The 17,820-nt window shown below is 43.0% G+C and carries 12 protein-coding genes and 1 tRNA gene; 11 read left to right on the plus strand and 2 right to left on the minus strand.

Annotation, left to right across the window (positions count from 1 at the left end; translation table 11 throughout):
- Position 1 precedes the first annotated feature (1 nt).
- From L1271_RS04020 to lpxC, 4 genes are all read left to right on the plus strand, one after another.
- Entirely contained in the window at positions 2-787 is a 786-nt protein-coding gene (locus tag L1271_RS04020) for a cell division protein FtsQ/DivIB (protein ID WP_010368642.1), read from the plus strand.
- A complete protein-coding gene (ftsA, locus tag L1271_RS04025) occupies positions 784-2,016 on the plus strand; it encodes a cell division protein FtsA (protein WP_010605798.1) in 1,233 nt (410 codons plus the stop codon). Before L1271_RS04020 ends, ftsA begins: the two co-directional genes overlap by 4 nt.
- A gap of 21 nt (positions 2,017-2,037) precedes the next feature.
- Positions 2,038-3,282, plus strand: a complete 1,245-nt coding sequence (gene ftsZ / locus L1271_RS04030; protein WP_045987929.1) for a cell division protein FtsZ — start codon at positions 2,038-2,040, stop codon at positions 3,280-3,282.
- 88 nt (positions 3,283-3,370) lie between these two features.
- The gene (gene lpxC / locus L1271_RS04035) at positions 3,371-4,294 is read left to right on the plus strand and encodes a UDP-3-O-acyl-N-acetylglucosamine deacetylase (protein WP_010368639.1); all 924 of its coding nucleotides are present in this window, start codon (positions 3,371-3,373) and stop codon (positions 4,292-4,294) included.
- Between the two features lie 44 nt (positions 4,295-4,338).
- Here lpxC and L1271_RS04040 read toward each other — a convergent pair whose 3' ends face one another.
- Positions 4,339-4,824, minus strand: a complete 486-nt coding sequence (locus L1271_RS04040) for a DUF721 domain-containing protein (protein ID WP_227387496.1) — start codon at positions 4,822-4,824, stop codon at positions 4,339-4,341.
- Between the two features lie 483 nt (positions 4,825-5,307).
- Between L1271_RS04040 and secA the strand changes: the two genes are divergently transcribed.
- The 5 genes from secA to nagP all read left to right on the plus strand — a co-directional run bounded on the left by secA (position 5,308) and on the right by nagP (position 15,227).
- Positions 5,308-8,016 (plus strand): preprotein translocase subunit SecA, encoded by a 2,709-nt coding sequence (secA, locus tag L1271_RS04045; protein WP_235366801.1) that lies wholly within the window; start codon positions 5,308-5,310, stop codon positions 8,014-8,016.
- Positions 8,017-8,079: 63 nt separating this feature from the next.
- Positions 8,080-8,478, plus strand: coding sequence for an 8-oxo-dGTP diphosphatase MutT (gene mutT, locus L1271_RS04050; RefSeq protein WP_010605794.1), 399 nt, complete (start codon positions 8,080-8,082; stop codon positions 8,476-8,478).
- A gap of 271 nt (positions 8,479-8,749) precedes the next feature.
- The gene (locus L1271_RS04055; protein ID WP_235366802.1) at positions 8,750-10,822 is read left to right on the plus strand and encodes a M13 family metallopeptidase; all 2,073 of its coding nucleotides are present in this window, start codon (positions 8,750-8,752) and stop codon (positions 10,820-10,822) included.
- Between the two features lie 325 nt (positions 10,823-11,147).
- The gene (locus tag L1271_RS04060; protein ID WP_102056083.1) at positions 11,148-13,739 is read left to right on the plus strand and encodes a family 20 glycosylhydrolase; all 2,592 of its coding nucleotides are present in this window, start codon (positions 11,148-11,150) and stop codon (positions 13,737-13,739) included.
- 198 nt (positions 13,740-13,937) lie between these two features.
- Complete coding sequence (nagP, locus tag L1271_RS04065) at positions 13,938-15,227, plus strand: N-acetylglucosamine MFS transporter NagP (RefSeq protein WP_353477787.1); 1,290 nt, start codon at positions 13,938-13,940, stop codon at positions 15,225-15,227.
- Positions 15,228-15,849: 622 nt separating this feature from the next.
- Here the strand turns inward: nagP and L1271_RS04070 are convergent.
- Positions 15,850-15,925, minus strand: a tRNA-His gene (locus L1271_RS04070).
- Between the two features lie 201 nt (positions 15,926-16,126).
- Here L1271_RS04070 and L1271_RS04075 point away from each other — a divergent pair.
- Both L1271_RS04075 and L1271_RS04080 read left to right on the plus strand, forming a co-directional pair.
- Positions 16,127-16,945 (plus strand): mechanosensitive ion channel family protein, encoded by an 819-nt coding sequence (locus L1271_RS04075; RefSeq protein ID WP_010605790.1) that lies wholly within the window; start codon positions 16,127-16,129, stop codon positions 16,943-16,945.
- A 15-nt stretch (positions 16,946-16,960) separates the two neighbouring features.
- On the plus strand, positions 16,961-17,752 hold the full coding sequence (locus L1271_RS04080; RefSeq protein ID WP_010605789.1) for a DUF481 domain-containing protein: 792 nt from the start codon (positions 16,961-16,963) through the stop codon (positions 17,750-17,752).
- The last annotated feature ends 68 nt before the right edge of the window (positions 17,753-17,820 follow it).

The raw sequence follows: 17,820 nt of genomic DNA on the forward strand, positions 1-17,820 counted from the left end.
TATGCGAGCATTTTTGGCAGGGTTGAAGCTGATCGGTTCAAGAGTGAACTGGCCCCTTTTTTGGGGACTTAGCTTCTTCTTTGTGGTGATTTTTACATTGGTAAGAGGAACATACTGGGTAAGTGATTGGTTAGTTGCACATCATGATGCGCAAATAAAAACACTCAAAGTGCTCGGTAAACCGCATTATACCAATGAAGATGACATTGTGGCGGCAATTAAAACCGCAGATTTAAATAGTTTTTTTGAGCTTGATGTAAAAGCAGTCCACAAGGCGGTAAAGTCTTTGCCTTGGATTGCGACAGTGTCAGTCAGAAAACAATGGCCGGATACGCTGCAAGTCTATGTAGTGGAACATCAGCCGGTTGCGCATTGGAATAGCGATTCATTACTCAATGATGATGGCGAAGTATTCCAAGCGAGTAGTAACAAATTGCCGCAAGGGCTGCCTGAATTATATGGCCCTGAAGGAAGTGCTGAAGAAGCATGGCAAACATTTAAGCAGTTTAAAGCCTTGTTGGCGGTAAATCAGTTTACGTTGGAAAGTTTAGCGCTTTCAGAACGATTTGCTTGGCAGCTATGGCTGGACAATGGGATCCGCTTAAATTTAGGGCGTGAAGATAAAGCCAAACGAGTACAACGTTTTATCGACGTGTATCCACGTATGGAACGCCCTGAAGGTAAAGTAATCGATGTCATTGATTTACGCTACGACACGGGACTGGCAGTGAGTTGGAAAGAACCTACTGAGCAGCAAGAACAACAAAATAACAAGAGTGAAGCATGACAAAGTCGGCAGAAAGAAACTTAGTGATTGGATTAGATGTTGGCACATCAAAGGTCGTCGCCACAGTTGGGGAGATCACTGTGGACAATCAACTTAGTATTGTCGGTGTCGGACGCCAAGAGTCTCACGGCATGGATAAGGGCGGGGTAAACGATTTAGACCTCGTTTCTGAGTCTATTAAACGCGCTGTAGATGAAGCAGAGCTAATGGCCGATTGCAGAATAAGCTCGGTTTATTTGGGGATCTCAGGCAAACATATTCAGTGTCAAAACGAAAGTGGCGTGGTGGCAATAAACAATGCTGAAGTCACAGACGATGATATTGCCAATGTTATTCACATTGCACGTTCTGTGCCTATGTCTGCCGAACGCAAAATGCTGCACTCATTGCCGCAAGAATATAGCATCGACATGCAAGAGGGGATCAAAAACCCTCTGGGTATGAGTGGCGTAAGGATGGAAGCGAAAGCACATATCATTACGTGTTCGAATGACATGGCAAAGAATATTGAAAAGTGTGTTGAACGCTGTGGTTTACAGGTAGACCAATTAACGTTTAACGCCTTGGCGTCATGTTACTCAGTGTTGACTGAAGATGAAAAAGAGCTAGGTGTTGCGGTATTAGATATCGGTGGTGGCACCATGGATATTGCGATTTATGTGAACGGAGCGCTGCGTCATACTGCCGTGATCCCGGTTGCGGGTAATCAGGTCACAGGCGATATAGCAAAAATATTTAGAACACCTATTTCGCATGCCGAGTCTCTGAAAGTACAATATGCCTTCGCGTCGAGCCAAATGGCATCAAGTGAAGAAACCATCGAAGTACCAAGTGTTGGTGGGCGTCCTGCTCGGGTAATGTCTCGTCATACTTTGTCTGAAGTGGTAGAGCCAAGATTTAGAGAACTGTTTGAGCTTGCACAAGAAGAATTACGTCGCTCAGGTTTTGAAGATCAAATTGCGGCAGGTCTTGTTATCACAGGCGGTAGCGCCAAGATGCAAGGTGCACAAGAAGTCGCAGAAGATATATTCCAAATGCCAGTAAGAATAGGGAAACCAATTGGCATTAAGGGATTAACAGATTATGTGGATGACCCTGCATATGCAACGGCGGTAGGTTTGTTACAATACGGCCGTTCACTACAATCGATGAATGCACAGAAGTCGAAAGTAGATGCAGAGGGGAGTTGGTGGAACCGTGTTACAAAATGGTTCCAAGGCGAGTTTTAATACTCAAGTCGGAGAGTGAAGATGTTTGATATTATGGAGCAGCACAGCGAAGAAGCTGTCATTAAAGTCATCGGTGTCGGTGGCGGCGGCGGTAACGCCGTAGAACACATGGTAAACCAAGAAATTGAAGGTGTACGTTTTATCGTAGCGAATACGGACGCACAAGCGTTACGCCGTTCGTCTGCGGATATTACCGTACAGCTGGGTACTCAGATTACCTCAGGTCTTGGAGCTGGCGCAAACCCAGAAGTGGGCCGCAGCGCAGCAGAAGAAGATCTAGAAACCATCAAGAGCAGCCTTGAAGGCGCAGACATGGTATTTATCGCAGCCGGTATGGGCGGCGGTACAGGTACCGGTGCCGCACCTGTTGTTGCACGCGCAGCAAAAGAACTAGGTATTTTGACTGTGGCTGTAGTAACGCGTCCTTTCGATCTCGAGGGTAAAAAGCGCATGGCTGCGGCTGAGCAAGGTATTGCTGAGTTGTCAGAAATTGTAGATTCACTTATTACAATTCCAAACAACAAATTGCTTAAAGTTCTTGGTAAAGGGACTACACTGCTAGATGCCTTCGCTAAAGCAAATGACGTGCTTTATGGCGCGGTACAAGGTATTGCAGAGTTGATCACACGTTCAGGTCTAATCAACGTTGACTTTGCGGATGTGAGAACTGTAATGTCAGCAATGGGTACTGCAATGATGGGGACGGCTTCGGCGACAGGTCCTGATCGTGCACAAGAAGCAGCGGAAGCCGCGATTTCTAGCCCGCTTTTAGAAGATGTCGACCTAACTGGCGCGAAAGGCATTTTGGTGAATATCACCGCTGGCATGGACATTACTATCGAAGAATTTGAGGTCGTTGGTAACCATGTTAAAGCGTTAGCGTCTGAGAACGCGACTGTGGTAGTGGGTGCTGTTATTGACCCTGAAATGAGCGAAGAGCTAAGAGTGACAGTGGTTGCTACCGGCTTAGGTGGTGACCGTCGTCCGCAATTTGGTATTGTAGACAATGGCTTTAGACAAGCTTCAGGCTCAGATGCGGTAGGTGGAACACAAACTAGCTCACAAACGAGCATGTATGTGCCAAGCTTTACGCAACCGCAAACGTCAGCGGCAGAACCTGAGCAACCAGCTGAAGCGCCTGCACCGCAAGTGCAAGAGCAGAAGCCACAACAAGCTTCTAGTTCAGCAAGCGCAAAAGGCAGCGACAGTAAAGAAAAAGGTGACTACTTCGATATTCCGGCTTTTTTACGTAAGCAGTCAGACTAAAGTTGGTATAAAAAATAAACAAAGATTGGCAGTTTGGTGGAACTATGTTATACTCCGCCGCCTATCTAGAATTTAAGTGGGCGAATATATGATTAAACAACGTACGATTGCACAAGTCGTTAAAGCCACAGGTGTAGGTTTACACAAAGGTGAAAAGGTCACGATCACTCTCCGACCAGCTGGTGTGAATACAGGTGTTGTATTTCGCCGCGTTGATCTAGACCCTGTTGTTGATTTTGAAACAACACCGGAAGCTGTGGGCGACACGCAACTGTGTACGTGTTTAACAAATAAAGACGGCGTTCGCTTGTCTACTACCGAGCATTTGATTGCTGCGGTAGCTGCGCTTGGGATTGATAACCTCATCGTAGAGTTAGACAGCGCCGAAGTGCCTATTATGGATGGCAGTGCATTGCCATTCATCTACTTAATTCAAAAAGGCGGTATTGAAGAGCAAAACGCTGCCAAGCGCTTTATTCGCATCAAAGAAAAAGTGCGTGTTGAAGATGGCGACAAGTGGGCTGAAATTGAGCCTTACGATGGTTTCCACATCGACTTTGAAATTGACTTCAATCACCCTGCGATCAATGCTAGCCGCCAACGTATTGGATTAGACATTACCGCTCAAAGCTTTACTGAAGAGATCAGTCGTGCTCGTACTTTTGGTTTTATGCGTGATATTGAATACATGCATGCAAACAACCTAGCCTTAGGTGGCAGCATGGATAATGCGGTTGTTTTAGACCAGTTTAAAGTATTAAATCCTGATGGTCTGCGCTATGCGGATGAGTTTGTTAAACACAAGATCTTAGACTGTGTGGGTGATATGTTTATGGCAGGTCACAACATTTTAGGTAAGATCTCATGCTATAAATCAGGTCACGGCCTAAACAATATGTTGCTTCGTGAAATCATGGCAACTGAGTCAGCGTGGGAGTGGGCAACATTCGAAGAGCCAGTCAGTATGCCAGCACCAGGAATGGAAGCGGGTATCAATACCGCAACGGCATAAGCCTCTTAGGCTAATACAGTTTGATAAAAAATGACGCAAAGGCGTCATTTTTTTTGCGTTGTGTTTGCGTGTTTAGCGAGTCTTTCTAGTTTCGCCTTAAGCGATGGTGGAGCGGACTGCGCCAGCGCTAGCAAATGCTCGCCAGTGGCTTGGCTCATACTGCGATTGGCTTGATAGGTCGAAGATTGGGATTCCACCTTGTTGGTGAGACGCTGCTGAGCTTCTGGATTGGTGGTAATTTTAACCAATGCACAGTCATGTAATCCAACTTTTCTAAATGCACTGAGAATATCCATTTTCAAAAAGTTTAACCGAGTAGCAAGCGTTGCTGAAGCAGCTTCTATTGTTAGTGTCCCTTCTTTGTAGTGAGCGACACGGCATTTCTTACTCAGGATAGGGCCTAGCGTCTCTTCCAAGCAGCTCTGTAACTGTGCCGCTTGGGCGCTTTTTTGGCCATATTGATTGAGTTTATCTGACCACCCACCCATCACTTCATCAAGCGGTTTTGGATTGTAGCGATTTTTAGCCAATGACTTACTTCCCATAGGTTGAAAAATAAAAAATAACCGCCATATCGGGATAATACGGAGTCAATTTACTCCGTACTGGTGGTTTCTCAGTCTTCTAAGTATATCAGAGACAAATTTTTGAGAAATCCAAAAGTACCAACATTTGTTGTCGAAAGCGCTTAGCTCTGTGCTCGAATAACTGAGTCGAGTTAGATGCTAACTAAACTTTATCACTTGCAACGGTACGCTTACGCCCAACAGTAAAGATTTCTTGCAATTGAACTTGGTATTATTTACCCAATAAGGTTTGCAGAAACAAAGAGTCTGGTATGATAGGGCATAATTTTAACTCGGCAAGATACAAAATGCTCACTCCTAAATTGGCAAAATGAAAACCGGAATTTAGGAACGCTTTTGTCGCCAACAGGACAAGCGCGACCCAGCCTTAACCACATTGGCTTAGAGAAATGGGTCAGCCAATACACAGAGTGAAACGGTTTAAACATGTTAGCAAATATTTTTACCAAAATTTTTGGTAGTCGTAATGATCGCACCATCAAAAACCTAAGAAAAACAGTCGCTTTAATCAATGCGTTAGAAGAGCAATATGACAAATTAAGCGATGATGAACTAAAAGCAAAAACGGCTGAATTTAAACAGCGTATTGAGCAAGGTTCAAGTCTAGATGATTTATTACCAGAGGCGTTCGCTACGGTGCGTGAAGCATCTAAGCGCGTATTTGGAATGCGTCATTTCGATGTGCAGATGATTGGTGGTATGGTGCTTCACCAAGGTCGTATTTCAGAAATGAGAACGGGTGAAGGTAAAACACTAACAGCAACATTACCTGCGTATTTAAATGCGGTTTCAGGTAAGGGTGTTCACGTTATTACCGTCAACGACTACTTAGCTAAGCGTGATGCCGAGACCAACCGTCCACTCTTTGAATTCCTAGGCCTTACTGTAGGTTGTAACGTACCAGGCATGATGCCACAGCAGAAAAAGCAAGCCTATGCAGCGGATATCACTTACGGCACCAATAACGAGTTCGGCTTTGATTACTTGCGCGATAACATGGCGTTTAGTGTTGAAGAGCGTGTACAACGTCCACTTAACTATGCGGTTGTGGATGAAGTGGATTCAATCCTAATCGATGAAGCGCGTACACCACTGATCATTTCTGGTCCTGCTGAAGATAGCTCTGAGCTTTATGCCGAAATCAATAAAATTGTGCCTGATCTTGTACAGCAAGAAAAAGAAGACGAAGAAGGCGTGGAAGGCGATGGCGATTTCACCATTGATGAAAAAGGTAAACAAGTTCACCTTACCGAGCGTGGTCAAATCAAAGTTGAAGAGTTACTGACTGAGCGTGGTTTGATTGAAGAAGGTGACTCGCTTTACTCAGCAGGTAATATTTCATTACTAAGCCATGTTTACGCGGCACTTCGTGCTCACAAGTTATATCAAAAAGACGTTGATTACGTTGTAAAAGATAACGAAGTTATCATCGTTGACGAGCACACTGGCCGTACGATGGAAGGTCGTCGTTGGTCTGAGGGTCTTCACCAAGCCGTTGAAGCGAAAGAAGGGGTTCGTATTCAGAACGAAAACCAAACCTTGGCTTCAATCACATTCCAGAATTACTTCCGTTTATATAACAAGCTTGCAGGTATGACAGGTACAGCGGACACTGAAGCGTTCGAATTCCAGTCAATCTATGGCCTAGATACCGTAGTTATCCCAACCAACAAACCTATGGTTCGTGATGACCGTGCGGATCTTGTATATTTGACGCAAGAAGAGAAATTTGAAGCAATTCTTGAAGACATTCGTTCTTGCCAAGAACGTGGTCAGCCAGTGTTGGTGGGTACGGTGTCTATCGAAAGTTCTGAGTATCTTTCTCACTTCCTTCGCAAAGAAAAAATTGAACATAATGTACTGAATGCGAAATTCCACGCGCAAGAAGCGGATATTATCGCGGACGCGGGTCTACCGGGCAAGGTAACGATTGCGACGAATATGGCTGGTCGTGGTACGGATATCGTACTGGGTGGCAGCTGGCAGTCGGATGTTGAAAAATTAGAAAATCCGTCGGAAAAGCAAATAGCAGAAATTAAAGCCGCTTGGAAAGCGCGCCATGATGCAGTACTGGCTTCAGGTGGTTTACATATTATTGGTACTGAGCGTCACGAATCTCGCCGTATCGACAACCAGTTGCGTGGTCGTGCAGGTCGTCAAGGTGATGCTGGTTCAAGCCGCTTCTACCTATCGATGGATGACGCATTGATGCGTATCTTCGCAGGTGAGCGTATGACGAACATGATGCGCAAACTAGGTATGCAACGTGGTGAAGCTATTGAGCACCCATGGGTTAACCGTGCCATTGAAAATGCACAGCGTAAAGTAGAAGCGCGTAACTTTGATATTCGTAAACAATTACTTGAGTACGACGATGTTGCTAACGACCAGCGTAAAGTGGTTTACGAACAGCGTAACGAACTACTTGAAGAAGGCGATATCTCAGAGACTATCACCGCTATTCGTGAAGATGTATTGAATGCGACTATTGATCAGTATATTCCACCGCAAAGTCTGGCGGAAATGTGGGACATCCCAGCACTTGAAGAGCGCTTGAAAAATGACTTCCATGTTGAACTTCCGATTGCAAAATGGCTTGAAGAAGACAGTAAACTATATGAAGAAGTGCTACGCGATCGTATCGTAGAAGACGTTGATAAGGCGTACAAACAAAAAGAAGAGATGGTAGGCCCAGATGTATTACGCCACTTTGAAAAGGCAGTTATGCTACAAAGCCTAGATCAGCATTGGAAAGATCACTTAGCGGCAATGGATCATCTTCGTCAAGGTATTCATCTACGTGGTTATGCACAGAAGAATCCGAAGCAAGAATATAAGCGTGAGTCGTTTGAGTTATTCTCACAAATGCTTGAAAACTTAAAGATTGACGTTGTTAGCGTACTAAGTAAAGTTCAGGTTCGTGCTGAGGAAGATGTTGAGAAAGTTGAAGAGCAACATCGTAAGAGTGAGCAAGCACCACGTGAATATCAACACGAAGAGGTTGAGCGCGTAGGTGGTGATGCACCAGAAGGCGTGTCTGTTGCTCATAGAAATGAGCCAAAAGTAGGTCGTAATGATCCTTGTCCTTGCCAATCAGGCAAGAAGTTTAAGCAGTGTTGCGGAAAACTAAAATAACAGGCCCTAAATCTAAATTTGTATAAAAAGCGACGCTAAGTCGCTTTTTTTATGGAGTAAATGATGCAAAAAAAACGTGTTGAAGTCGCCGTTGGTGTGATTGAAAAAAATCAGAAAATCTTTGTATGCTTGAGAGGTGAAGATCAACATCAAGGTGGGCTTTGGGAATTCCCAGGCGGGAAAATGGAAGCCGGTGAAGATGTCTTTTCGGCATTGAAACGTGAGCTGCAAGAAGAGGTAGGCATTGAGATCTATAACTCATCTGAGCTAATGCGTATTGAGCATGACTATGCTGATAAAGCCGTATGCTTATACATTCATCATGTTGAGGACTTTTCTGGTGAAGCTCATGGCGCAGAAGGGCAGCCTTCTCAGTGGGTTGCAGTTGAACAGTTGCATGAGCTCACGTTTCCTGAGGCCAATAAGGCGATTGTTGAATTATTACAAACGCGCAAAAATTAGTGACAAACTTTGTTACTAAATTAAGCACTCAGAGTCATAGTCATTCACTATGTGCATCGGTAGACTAGTGAATGACCGCTTACGTGTAAATAAACATCAGCTAACGACTTTCGTTGCTCTGAAGTTTGAGAGGACACACAGTTAGAAGGAATTCTTTTCAAGCCATCAGGTTATGTCTATATTCAATTCATTTGTATGTAATTTGAGCATTATTTTATCTAGATGAATGGGATACGACGTTTACAAGCGAAACTCTATCAGGGGAATAAAAATGAAAAAACTATCATTGACCGCTGCAAGTGTTGCACTTGCATTGGGATTGATTGGTTGTAGCGAACAACCGCAAACACAACAACAAAAACCAGCGGAACAAGCCGAAGCACAAAAGGCGGTTTTGAATTCTGGTATCGAATTGGAAAATATTGATAAATCAGTGCGTGCACAAGATGATTTTTACTTTCACGTTAATGGTCATTGGTTAGAGAAAACCAAAATCCCAGCAGACAAATCAAATTATGGTTCTTTCTCTCAGCTTTATGATGAGTCACAAAAAGCGCTGCGTAAAGTGCTTGAGAATGCTGCTAGCAATGGCTCAGCTAAAGTAGGTAGCGATGAGCAAAAGTTGGGTGCGTTTTATCAAAGTTATATGGACGAGGGCGCGAGAAACGAGTTGGGCTTAAACCCTGTTAAGCCTTATCTGAAAGAAATTCTAGACTTGAAGAGTAAATCGGAGCTACCAGCTATCTTTGCTAAAATGCGTTTAACCGGTGCTAGCACTCCATTCGGTTGGTATGTTAATAATGACGCTAAAAACTCAAGTGAAAATGCACTCTACATGTTCCAGTCAGGGCTTGGTTTACCTGATCGCGACTACTACCTGAAAGATGACGAAAAGTTTAGTAAAATTCGCGAGCAGTATCAGCGCTATATCGAACAATTGTTAGCTAAGGCTGGTCATAAAAATCCAGGCCAAGCTGCACTAAATATTATTGAGTTAGAAAAGCAAATTGCCGAGGCGCAATGGACACGTGTTGAAAGCCGCGACGCGACTAAAACCTATAACAAGCTAAGCAATGATGCGTTTAATCAATTAATGCCTGACTTTGATACATCAGCATTTTTAAGCGCACTTGGTATTAAAACGGATTCTCTTATTGTAAGCCAACCAAGTTTTTTTGAAGCGCTGTCTAAAATCATTGCAGATTCAAAGCTAGAAGCATGGCAAGACTACTTAACATTCCACTTTACCAATGACTACGCTGAGTTACTAAGTAAAGATGTAGTTGACCTTAAGTTTGGTTTCTTTGGTAAAACATTGACGGGTGTAGAAGAACAAGCGCCAACGTGGAAAAAGGCGGTGGATGCAAGTAATTCAGTACTGGGTGAAATGCTAGGCAAGATATACGTTAAGTCGTATTTCCCACCAGAAGCTAAGGCTAGAATGGAAGAATTAGTCGCAAACCTTATTAAAGGATTTGATCAAGCGATTGATGGCCTTGAGTGGATGAGTGCTGAAACTAAGATAGCTGCAAAAGATAAGCTCAATAAGTTTACGCCAAAGATTGGTTATCCTGACAAATGGAAAGATTATTCCGCACTTGAGATCAATCCTGATGATCTAGTCGGTAACTACGTACGTTATAGTCAATTTGCGAATCAGGAGATGATCGATAAATTAGGCAAGCCTGTGGACCGTAGCGAGTGGTTGATGACACCACAAACGGTGAACGCGTACTATAACCCAGTGAATAACGAGATTGTATTCCCTGCTGCGATTTTACAGCCGCCATTCTTTAACCTAGAAGCGGATGATGCAGTAAATTACGGTGCAATCGGTGCGGTTATCGGTCACGAGTTAGGTCACGGCTTTGACGACCAAGGTGCGAAGTACGACGGTGATGGTAACCTACGTAATTGGTGGAGTGAGTCTGACCTTTCACAATTCGAAGCACGTAGCCAAAAGCTGGTTGAGCAGTTTAATGGTTTTAAACCGTTTGAAGATGCGGGTGTAAACGGTGAACTGACACTGGGTGAAAATATTGGTGATTTAGGCGGGTTAACTGTCGCTTATAAAGCGTACCAAATTTCACTAGGTGATCAAAAAGCGCCTGTTATTGACGGTTACACTGGGGAGCAGCGCTTCTTTATGGGCTGGTCACAAATTTGGCGTCGCAAATACCGCGATGAAGAGCTGCGTAATCGTCTAATGACAGATCCGCATTCACCAAGTCATTATCGAGTGATTGGTGTGCTGCCGAATATGCCAGAGTTTTATAACGCATTTGATGTGAAAGAAGGCGATAAGATGTATCTTAAACCAGAAGACAGAGTGAAAATCTGGTAATTTCACATTTTGAATTCGTGGCGGTTTTATTGTGTTCCTGCAGTAAATCCGCCGCTTTTACAACATCTAATTACAGCCCTCTGAAGTTCTCACTAAATATCACATCCATTTCAGCACTTTCTGCAAACACTCGCTATTTCCAAGGTCAAGTTCATCGCTATTTGATGGTATTTACAGGCAAATCAGAGTAGCTTCATTTTGTCTAACACAAGGATATGAAAAAATAATGATAGCGCTGTCATTTTAACTTTTATATGATGTTTAGGAACAATAAGTGATTAAATGATGTTCATTTAGAATTGAACATGAAGACTGGGAGCAAAAGATGAGAATAAAAACGACTTTGCTTGGGGCGATAATTGCTGGGTGCTCGTTCTATACACACGCATCATTTACGCAGCAGCAGTTAGCGCAATTTGCAAGTGACACGCATTTTGAATTTGCGGTAGAAAATAACTTTAGTAATGGTGCTGGGGGCTTTAGCGGTGCTATTACACTGACTAACAATTCAAAAGTTGATCTACCAAAAGGACAAAGTGATTGGCAAATCTATTTGCACTCAGTTCGTCATATTTCAACGGAAACCGCTGAAGGTTTGCGCTTTGAGCATATTAATGGCGACCTTCATCGTATAACTCCTACCGATTCGTTTGCTGGCTTAAAAGCCGGTGAAAAGCTCAAGTTAGCTTTTGATGGTTCGGCTTGGGTTGCTGCATACAGCGATTTTATGCCGCGTGCCTTTATTGTGTCAGGTAAAAATAAGCCGGTCATTTTTGCAAATACTGATACAGAAGACATGACACAGTTCGTTGCGCCATTTGAGCGTGAGAACCAACTGAAAAGATACAATACACCTACCGATTACACGCAGATAGCGAATGCAGCGCTGCGTTTTGAACGTAATCAAAGCAATATTTCGGTCTCAAAAGAAGATGCGCTAAGACGTATCATTCCAAAGCCTGAGCACATCGACTTTAATCGTGGCGAAATCACCCTTAACAAAAACTGGCAGATCCGCTTTGCCGGACGCTTGAAGTCAGAAGTCGCCGTTTTTCAAGAAGACTTGTCAGAGTATGGACTGGATTTAAAAGCTGAAGCTAATCACGTGCCAGAAGGAAATATCCCGACGATCCGTCTTAAAGTTGCGAAAAGTCTAGGGCGCGATTATGACTACAACCAAGCCGGATCATATACATTAGATATTGATGATGATGTGATTGAAATCACGGGTATTGATAATGCTGGTGTGTTTTACGGTATTCAAAGTTTGCTTGCGCTATTTCCTGCCGATAGTAAAAATGAAATTACCTTGTCTCACGTAGAGATCAAAGACTCTCCGCGTTTTAGCTGGCGTGGTATGCATTACGACAATGCCCGTAACTATCATGGTAAAGATGCGTTATTTAAATTAATTGAACAGATGGCGCGTTATAAGTTAAATAAGTTCCATTGGCACTTCTCAGATGATGAAGGCTGGCGACTAGAGATCCCTGGGCTCCCTGAGTTAACGGAAGTCGGCGCATTCCGTTGTTTTGATTTACAAGAGCGTGAGTGCCTACTGACTCAGTTGGGCACAGGTCCTTTCAAAACGGGAAGTGGAAATGGTTACCTGTCTCGCGAGGACTTTGTAGAGTTACTTAAATTTGCCACCGCGCGTCATATTGAGATCATTCCAGAAATCGAAAGCCCAGGACATGCTCGTGCTGCGATTAAGTCGATGGAAGCGCGTTATCACAAATTGATGGAAGCAGGTAAAGCACAAGAGGCCAAAGCCTATCTTCTGAACGATATTGATGACACTTCAAAGTATCTAACCGTGCAACTCTATACTGATAACTCTATTAATGTTTGCTTGGACTCAAGCTATGCCTTTATGGAGAAGGTGGTATATGAACTGCAGGAAATGTATCGCGATGCTGGCACTATGTTAACGACAGTCCATTTTGGTGGCGATGAGGTTGGAAAGGGCTCATGGACTGAATCACCAGCATGTAATGAGCTATTTGCGGTCGCCGACAACGGAGTGGCTGGACCTAATGATTTAAAACCATACTTTACTCAAAAAGTTGCAAAATTGCTTGCTAAGCGTGGGATCACCCCTGCCGCTTGGGAAGATGGTTTAATGTATAACACCACGACGACCTTTAAACGTGATGAATTCCCAAATCCACAGTTTTTGGTAAATACTTGGGATAACATTTGGGAGTGGGGCGTTGCAGACAGAGCCCACCGTTTTGCAAACAACAATTACCAAGTTATTTTGTCTCACGGTACACATTTGTACTTTGATCACCCTTATGAAGCGCACCCTGAAGAGCGCGGCTATTATTGGGCAACTCGTTACACAGATACGAAAAAAGCATTTTCGTATATGCCAGATAATATTTATGCGAATGCGGACTTCACGCGAAACCGTGAGCCTATCGTGAACCTAGAAGCCTTAGTTGGTCGAGAGTTGCCCGCGCTTAAAAAACCGCAAAATATCCTTGGTATGCAAGGGCAAATATGGAGTGAGACCATTCGCTCGGAAGACCAAGTGTTACGATTGATTTTCCCTCGTTTGCTTTCGCTTGCGGAGCGTGCTTGGCATAAAGCGGATTGGGAAGGGCGTCGTATTAACCAAAAAGAGTTAAACAAGGACTTCTCAACCTTTGCCGCAGCCTTGTCTTTAAAAGAGATTGCAAAGTTACAAAACGATGGCATTAAGCCAAACCTTCCAGTTCCTGGTGCCAAGGTGGTGCTGGGTAAACTTGAAGCGAATAGTGCGTTCCCTTATCTTACAATTGAAGTGAGCTTAGACAATGGCGAATCTTGGCAGCCTTATACTGATCAGATGAGTGTCTCAGATGAAAGTAAGGTATTGTTGAGAACGCGAGCCGGAGAAAAAAATACGAGCCGTGTCACAGGGTTGAAATAAACCCTCGTATTCAGTTTATCGCAAAAAAGGGCAATGGCCCTTTTTTGGTGATAATTTTGCTCAAATTCTAACTGGTAATGAAATAGATTTTAACGTAAAGTTAAATGTCAGCGCTGTCATTTTTGTAAAAAAGCAGTGAGCAAAGCAAAAAATAACAAGGCAAAAAGCCATACAAACAATAAACGATGAGTAATGTTTATGGAAGCTACCGTGTCGAATACAACAAAACGAAGTAACGCGATCCCTATGGCAATTGTCGCAGCCATGTTTTTTATTCTTGGCTTTGTGACTTGGCTTAATGGGTCACTAATGCCATATTTGGAGCAAGTACTAAAACTAACTCCTCTCCAATCTTCATTTATTCTTTTCTCTTTTTATATTGCGGTGACATTTACAGCGGTTCCTTCCGCTCTAGTTATCCGTAAGGTGGGTTATAAAAATGGTATGGCCATCGCAATTGCGATGATGATGTGTGCAGCGTTGCTATATATTCCAGCGGCTAAAACACAAATGTTTGCATTGTTCTTGTTTGCTCAATTTACTATGGGTATTGGGCAAACATTATTACAAACTGCTGTAAATCCTTATGTGGTGCGTATTGGACCTGAAGAGTCAGCAGCTGTGCGCGTAAGTATTATGGGTATACTGAATAAAGGTGCTGGTATTGTTGCGCCGCTTGTATTTACCGCGTTGGTGCTGAGTAACTTTACTGATATGGCAGGTAAAGAGCTGACTCAAGCTGATATCGATGCAATGGCAAACGGTCTTATCGGGCCATATTTAGGCTTGGCTGCATTTATTGGTATTTTTGCCTTGGGTATTAAGTTTGCACCACTACCTGAAATAGAAAAAGATGATGAAGAAGAACATGGCTCAGTGAGAGAAGCGCTATCTCATCCTAATCTAAAGCTTGGTGTGATCGCACTGTTTTTGTATGTTGCAGTTGAAGTGATTGCTGGTGATACGATTGGTTCATTTGCGTTAGCGCTGGGTGTTGAAAAATATAGTGTGATGACCTCTTATACTATGGCTTGTATGGTTACGGGCTATATTTTGGGTATTATATTGATCCCGAGAGTAATATCGCAGGAGAGGGCGTTAACAGCATCTGCCGTGCTTGGTGTGCTTCTCACGCTCGCAATTTCATTTGGCAGCCCAGACTCATTTGTCATTTCAAATCTATTTGGATTATCAGCGTTGCCTGATATTCTATTGATGGTCGCTATTTTAGGTTTAGCAAATGCCATTATGTGGCCTGCTATTTGGCCGCTCGCATTATCTGGACTTGGCAAGCTAACCAGTGTAGGCTCTGGTTTATTGGTTATGGGTATTGCCGGTGGTGCATTCGGTCCAGTATTCTTAGGTTTAGCTAAGGGCACATCTGGCACAGTGGAATCACAGCAAATTGCACACCTTGTAATGTTACCTTGTTATCTATTTATAATCTTCTACGCTGTGAAAGGTCATAAGATCAAAAAGAAAGCGTAGCAAGAAAATGTAAAGCATTTCTATGTATGTAGAAATAATCCCGTGTGTGATGCCACCTGAATAAGGTGGCATTTTTTTTATGCCTAAATCACTCCCTTACCTGCAAAACCGGTTTAATGCTGAGATCTTTTTCGCGATATAAAATTGCTGCTACGCAGATGTTTAGTGCTTGTTGTTTGGTGTTGGTCGTGTAGGAGCTACTTTATGTAGCGAGGGTTTTATTCTTAAGTCGCGATATAAAATCGCTGCTACGCAGATGTTTAGTGCTTGTTGTTTGGTGTTGGTCGTGTAGGAGCTACTTTATGTAGCGAGGGTTTTATTCTTAAGTCGCGATATAAAATCGCTGCTACGCTGGTGTCTGGTGCTTATTGTTTGGTGTTGGTCGTGTAGGAGCTACTTTATGTAGCGAGGGTTTTATTCTTAAGTCGCGATATAAAATCGCTGCTACGCTGGTGTCTGGTGCTTATTGTTTGGTGTTGGTCGTGTAGGAGCTACTTTATGTAGCGAGGGTTTTATTCTTAAGTCGCGATATAAAATCGCTGCTACGCAGATGTTTGGTGTTTATTGTGTAGGAGTGATGTGTGCGTAAAAATATAAAATGGGAATGAATTTATAAAAAGAGTGGGGCGACTGATGGGACTTGAACCCACGACAACCGGAATCACAATCCAGGGCTCTACCAACTGAGCTACAGCCGCCACAAAAGACTTGAACACCTTGTCTGGTGTGGCGCGCATAATACATAAGTTTTTTCCAAATGCAAAGGGAAATATCGAAAAAACTTAATAAAAGTTTTTTTTCGGAGATTATTTCCGCATACAGCAAATATTCATATATCCTATGTATGATCCAGCCGATCTAATGATAAATAACTGCTTAATATAAAAAGGGGGATGAGTATGGAAGCTGTTTGGAAATGGGTTAATGAGAACTCAGATTTAATCTTACACTATGTGCTTCAAGGCGTTATAGCACTAATAATTTTCTTCGTTGGCTTAAAACTAGCTAAGCTTAGTGCTGATCTCACTGAAAAAGCATTTGGTAAACGCAAAGTAGATAAAGCGGTAGGCTCATTCGTTGCCAATATTGCTTATGCGATTGTTTTTGCCGCGACGCTGCTTATGGCATTATCTCAGGTAGGTATCGAAACCACCTCATTCATTGCTATTTTAGGTGCCGCAGGCTTGGCTGTTGGTCTTGCCCTGCAAGGCTCACTTTCTAATTTTGCATCTGGCGTACTTATTATTATGCTGCGTCCGTTCAAGTCAGGAGACTATATTGAAGCTGGCGGCAAAGCCGGTAGTGTACAAAAGATAGAAATCTTCTCTACAGAGCTTCGTACTCCTGATAACAAAGTAATTGTAATGCCAAACTCTGCCATTATGTCCGGTGCGATCGTTAACTACTCACGCGAAAAAACACGTCGTATTGACCTTGTAATTGGTGTTGGCTATGACGCCGATCTACGAGAAGCAAAAGCGGTATTAAAGTCTGTACTAGACAATGAATCACGTATTTTGAAAGAGCCAGCTTATACGGTAGCAGTGCTGGAGCTTGCCGACTCAAGTGTTAACTTTGTTGTTCGTCCTTGGGTTAAAACAGAAGAGTACTGGCCAACGTATTTCACGCTTGTGGAAAATATTAAGATTGCGCTAGACGAAGCTAATATTACCATTCCATTCCCGCAAATGGATGTTCACCTACACAAAGATCAGTAAAAAGGTTAGTTAGAAATGAAATTGAAGGTTTTAACCTGTTGTATTCTTATGGCTGCCAGCGCTAATGCAGCAGCAGAAGGTAAAGCTAAGAAACCACAGAAAGTTTGGGATGTAACCAGTGAAGTTGGTGCGATAATCACCAGTGGTAACACTGAGACAACAACGCTTAAAGGCGGGATCAAAGCTAAACACAATCTAACTAACTGGAACAACGAGTACAAGTTAGATGGCTTCTATAAAGAAGACACGCGTGAAAACGATGCTGGTGTAGACATTACATCTCGTACCAATGAAAAATACTCCGCGTCAGTTCAAGGCAACTATAAGTTAAACGAAGATAATAGCCACCTATTTGTGTTTGGTTCTTATGTTTCAGATTATTTTGGTGCTTACCGTAGCGAAGCAGTTATTTCAGTGGGTTACGGTCAACGTTTATTCGAAAATGACGATATGTATCTTAACGCTGAAATCGGTCCTGGTGTAAAGCGCTTCGAGCACCAAGACGATAGCACTGAACTTGACGATGATGGTGAATTGTTAGCTGGTACTTCTGAAAGCGAGTTCATTGGTGTCGGTAAACTAGATTACCAGTGGCAAATTTCAGAAAATGCGCGTTTTACACAGCTTATCGCGATTGAATACGGTGATACAAATACTAAGACAACCTCTGAAACGGCGCTGTTAACCAAAATAAATGGTTCGCTTCAAATGAAAGTGGCATATAACATTATCCACAACTCTGACGTTGCGGATGGCAAAGAAAATACTGATACAGAAACTTCACTTACTTTGGTTTACAGTTTCTAACAAGTATCTTCCCAAAGGGCACTCATGTGCCCTTTTAATTCTTCCAAACTTCGGTAGAATGCTCAAAG

The sequence above is a fragment of the Pseudoalteromonas sp. OF5H-5 genome, assembly GCF_021530695.1.
In the GTDB taxonomy this organism is placed as follows: domain Bacteria; phylum Pseudomonadota; class Gammaproteobacteria; order Enterobacterales; family Alteromonadaceae; genus Pseudoalteromonas.

Bases quoted from the DNA above. Each gene is read 5' to 3' on its own strand.
- L1271_RS04020 (WP_010368642.1), top strand. From the start codon at position 2: ATGCGAGCATTTTTGGCAGGGTTGAAGCTGATCGGTTCAAGAGTGAAC.
- L1271_RS04075 (WP_010605790.1), top strand. From the start codon at position 16,127: ATGGAAGCTGTTTGGAAATGGGTTAATGAGAACTCAGATTTAATCTTA.
- L1271_RS04060 (WP_102056083.1), top strand. From the start codon at position 11,148: ATGAGAATAAAAACGACTTTGCTTGGGGCGATAATTGCTGGGTGCTCG.
- ftsZ (WP_045987929.1), top strand. From the start codon at position 2,038: ATGTTTGATATTATGGAGCAGCACAGCGAAGAAGCTGTCATTAAAGTC.
- mutT (WP_010605794.1), top strand. From the start codon at position 8,080: ATGCAAAAAAAACGTGTTGAAGTCGCCGTTGGTGTGATTGAAAAAAAT.
- lpxC (WP_010368639.1), top strand. From the start codon at position 3,371: ATGATTAAACAACGTACGATTGCACAAGTCGTTAAAGCCACAGGTGTA.
- nagP (WP_353477787.1), top strand. From the start codon at position 13,938: ATGGAAGCTACCGTGTCGAATACAACAAAACGAAGTAACGCGATCCCT.
- L1271_RS04055 (WP_235366802.1), top strand. From the start codon at position 8,750: ATGAAAAAACTATCATTGACCGCTGCAAGTGTTGCACTTGCATTGGGA.
- L1271_RS04080 (WP_010605789.1), top strand. From the start codon at position 16,961: ATGAAATTGAAGGTTTTAACCTGTTGTATTCTTATGGCTGCCAGCGCT.
- ftsA (WP_010605798.1), top strand. From the start codon at position 784: ATGACAAAGTCGGCAGAAAGAAACTTAGTGATTGGATTAGATGTTGGC.
- secA (WP_235366801.1), top strand. From the start codon at position 5,308: ATGTTAGCAAATATTTTTACCAAAATTTTTGGTAGTCGTAATGATCGC.